Here is a 3,392-nt window from a genome sequence, read left to right on the forward strand (position 1 = left end):
GACGATGTAGGAATCGCCGTCGCGGACGGCGGTGGTGCGCAGCGAGGCCAGATCGGACCCGGCGTCGGGTTCGGAGAAGCCCTGGCACCACCAGATGTCGAGGTTCGCGGTGGGCGGCAGGAAGCGCTTCTTGAGCTCTTCGGAGCCGAACTGGGCGATCACCGGGCCGACCATGGTCGCGTTGAAGGTGAGCGGGTCCGGCACGCTGGCCAGCTGCATCTCGTCCTGCCACAGGTGGCGCTGCATGGGGGTCCAGTCCTTGCCGCCCCATTCCACCGGCCAGTTCGGCACGGCGAGGCCGTGCTCGTTGAGGGCCCGGTGGGCCGTCACGATGTCCTCGCGGGACAGTTCGTGACCGTATTTCACGCGTTCACGGATCTCGGCGGGGATCGCGGTGCTGTAGATCTTCCGCAGTTCGTCGCGGAAGGCGACCTCGTCGGGAGACAGAGTTAGTTTCATACACATCTCCAAATATGTCTCGATTGTCCCGCATAGAACTTACACCCACCGCCAATCGTGCCGTGTCGAGTGCAGCACATGCGACGGGGTCCGTCCGGCCACCCGGCCCGTCCGAAACGTCGGTGTGACCTACGGCGGAGCGAAGCTGCTGGTAGTTTGCAGCGGTGGGGCGGTGATCTGCCGGTTACTTTCCGGCGCCGTCGCCAGATCGGATATAGGGAGTTCAGAGCAGTGCACAACAGAATCGTCGCGCGCACCGCAGCCACAGCAGCCGCTCTGGGTGTCGGTGCCGCCCTCACCTTCACCACGCCGGCGGCGGCCGAACCCGAACCCGCCCGCACCCCCGCGGAAACCGCTCTCGTCGCGCTCGACGAGCAGACCGCGGACAAACCCGAAACCCGTGCCGGCGTCGACGCGCTGCACCGCTACGCCGACCATGTCGCCGCCGCGCATATCAGCAGCATCGGGCAGTACACCCCCTTCGTCTACGCGGCCCCCACCTTCGGCTGCGGGAGCAACGGCCCGATCACCACGATCGTGGCCGCGGGAACCGCCAACGGCCCGAGCGCGAACCTGAACGGCGAGCCCGGCACCCTGACCTTCCACGCCACCCCCGGGCATTCGGGTATCCCGCAGGCCTCCGGCCTGGTGGTCGCCTGGATCAATATCAACAACGGTGCCTCCGGGCTGAGCCTGCTCGACGATGTCACCGAATTCGGTACGCCGTCGCTGTCGAAGAAGGTCAACAGCGGGCCGGGCACGGTGCTCGCCTCGATGTGGGGGACCATCGACTACCCCGGCGCCCTCTGCGTGATGACCCCGACCGTCGGCATGTTCCCGGTCGCGGACCAGCCGGTCCCGCTGCCGGCCCCCGCTCCCGGCGCACCGGCGCCCGCTCCCGCGCCCGCTCCCGGCGCGCCCGCACCCGCACCGGCCGCCGCGCCCGTGGCGCCGGGCGAACCCGCGCCCTAGTCCGCCGGACAGGCCGCCGGTCGCCGCGGGCGGTGTCCCGGCTATCCACCGTGGTTGCCACAATCGGCGCATGGGTTTCTTCGCCGGTGCGCGCGGCCGGCTGCACTATCGGGACCGGCCGGTAGCGGATGCGATCGCCGGGATCGTGCTGCTGCCGGGTTCCGGACAGCACAGCGGGCACTATCACGAATTCGCCCGGCAGCTGAACGCGGCGGGTCTGGGCGCGTGGACGCTGGATACGGCGGGCCAGGGCCTCAGCGAGGGTGACCCGGAGCGGCCCGTGCCGCCGGAACAACTGGTGGACGACGCGGCGCGGTTCGTCGCGCTGGTGCGGGCGCAGGCGCCCGGTCTCCCGCTGGTCCTGATGGGACATTCGCTCGGCGCGGTGACCGCGCTTCTGGCGCTGGGCGCGGCCGGTGCCGACGGCCGGAGCAGCCGGCCCGAACCCGTTGCCGCGGTGATCGACCCGGCGTCGACGGCCGGGCTGATCCTGTGCGGGACGCCGGCCCGTGTGCTCGGCGGCCCGCCCGCGGCCGACCCCGCGCTACCGCCGGTGCTCGCCGTGCACGGCGTCGACGACCGGCGCGCCCCGGTCGAGGCGGTTCGGGCCTGGGCGGCCCCGCGGCCCGGAACCGACCTGCGCGAATACCCCGGCGCCGGACACGATCTGCTGCACGAACGCGTGCGTACGCGGGTCACGGCGGATATCGTGCAGTGGACGCAGGAGATCGTCGCGGGCCGGCGCCGGGTGTAGCGCGCAGGTGGGGCCCGCTGCGCGATGGGCAGAGAAGAAGGGGGACGGGGTGCAGCCGAATACGATCGCCGCACTGGACTCGGCCGTCGAGGACGGGCAGTTGTGGATCGACGCGGTCCTGGTGGCCGAGGGAACGCCGGAACGCTGTGCGGTCCGTTACGAACAACTCGCCGACCAGGTGGACGCGCAGATCGAGATGGTGTCCGCAGCGGTCACGCTGCCCGGTTTCGGCGGCTTCGCCTCCGGGGCGGCTTTACGCGAGGGGTTCGAGGGCAAGGCCACCGAGGCGATCGCGGCGCTGCGCCGCTACTCCGCCACGGCGCGACAGCTCGCGCATACCTTCCGGATCGCCGCCGCGGCGTATCAGCAGGCCGACAGCGAGGTCGCGGCCGTCGTGCAGACGACCGCCGCCGAGACGACAGGAGTATCCGGTGCGTGAACTCCCGAAGACCGGCCGCCGCGGCGTCCACGATCGCGTGGACCCCGATTACGCCCCCACGGTGGAGGTGTTCGACAACCTCACCCACGAGCAGATCCACACCGGGGTGTCGACACTGAATCCCTCGGTCCTGCAGACCAGCGGGCAGTCCTGGCGGGAGGCGGCGGGCGGCCTGGGCGACGCGGTCACCCAGGCGTATACCGAGATCAGCGGAGCCATCGCCGACGGCTGGCGCGGTTCCGCCGCGGGCCCGGCCGCGGCGGCGGTCCGGGATTTCGAGGCGGCCGGGCGGGCGCTGGCCGATGTCCTGGCGACCGTCGGGCAGCGGCTGGCCCGGGCCGGTGATGCCGCGGAGACCCTCCGCGCCGCCATCGGCGAACCTTCCGGTGCGGTACCGGATCTCGCCGACGCACTGCTGGATCCCCATGCGGCCACCGGCAATATCGCGGTGCAACGGACGACAGATGACGCCCGCGCGGACGCGGTTCGGGTGATGGAGAGCGTGTACACCGGGGCGTTCATCCCGACCGGCGCGGGGATACCCGCGTTCCCGGATCTCCCCGCCGATCCCGGCGCTCCCGTGGTCGCTCCGGCCACCCGTCCGGTCACGGTCGCGGTGGCGGGCACACCGGTCGGAGTACTCGTTTCCGCTGTGGCACCGGAGGCTTCGGACCGACCGGTGGCCCCGGACGTTCCGGACCGCCCGGAAGCCGCGGAGGCGCCGGCCGCGCAGAGTCCGGACGGAGCCGTGCCCGCGGCAGTGCCCGT

At 71.8% G+C, this 3,392-nt stretch carries 5 protein-coding genes; 4 read left to right on the plus strand and 1 reads right to left on the minus strand.

Annotated features, from left to right (window positions below; genetic code table 11):
• On the minus strand, positions 1-459 hold a 459-nt coding region (locus ACWDU1_RS30880), incomplete at its 3' end, for an acyl-CoA dehydrogenase family protein (RefSeq protein WP_450003886.1).
• Between the two features lie 231 nt (positions 460-690).
• On the opposite strand from ACWDU1_RS30880, the gene ACWDU1_RS30885 reads away from it, so the two are divergent.
• The 4 genes from ACWDU1_RS30885 to ACWDU1_RS30900 form a co-directional block, all read left to right on the plus strand.
• A complete protein-coding gene (locus ACWDU1_RS30885) occupies positions 691-1,431 on the plus strand; it encodes a hypothetical protein (RefSeq protein ID WP_450003888.1) in 741 nt (246 codons plus the stop codon).
• Positions 1,432-1,501: 70 nt separating this feature from the next.
• Positions 1,502-2,185 carry an alpha/beta hydrolase gene (locus ACWDU1_RS30890; RefSeq protein WP_450003890.1) on the plus strand — a complete coding sequence of 228 codons (684 nt, stop codon included), beginning with the start codon at positions 1,502-1,504 and terminating at the stop codon, positions 2,183-2,185.
• 49 nt (positions 2,186-2,234) lie between these two features.
• Positions 2,235-2,624, plus strand: coding sequence for a hypothetical protein (locus ACWDU1_RS30895; protein ID WP_450003892.1), 390 nt, complete (start codon positions 2,235-2,237; stop codon positions 2,622-2,624).
• On the plus strand, positions 2,617-3,392 hold a 776-nt coding region (locus ACWDU1_RS30900; protein WP_450003894.1), incomplete at its 3' end, for a PPE domain-containing protein. The genes ACWDU1_RS30895 and ACWDU1_RS30900, both read left to right, overlap by 8 nt.

The organism is Nocardia sp. NPDC003345, assembly GCF_053589395.1.

What these genes read in the sequence shown, in the direction of transcription:
- ACWDU1_RS30890 (WP_450003890.1), top strand. Translation starts at nt 1,502, where the DNA reads ATGGGTTTCTTCGCCGGTGCGCGCGGCCGGCTGCACTATCGGGACCGG.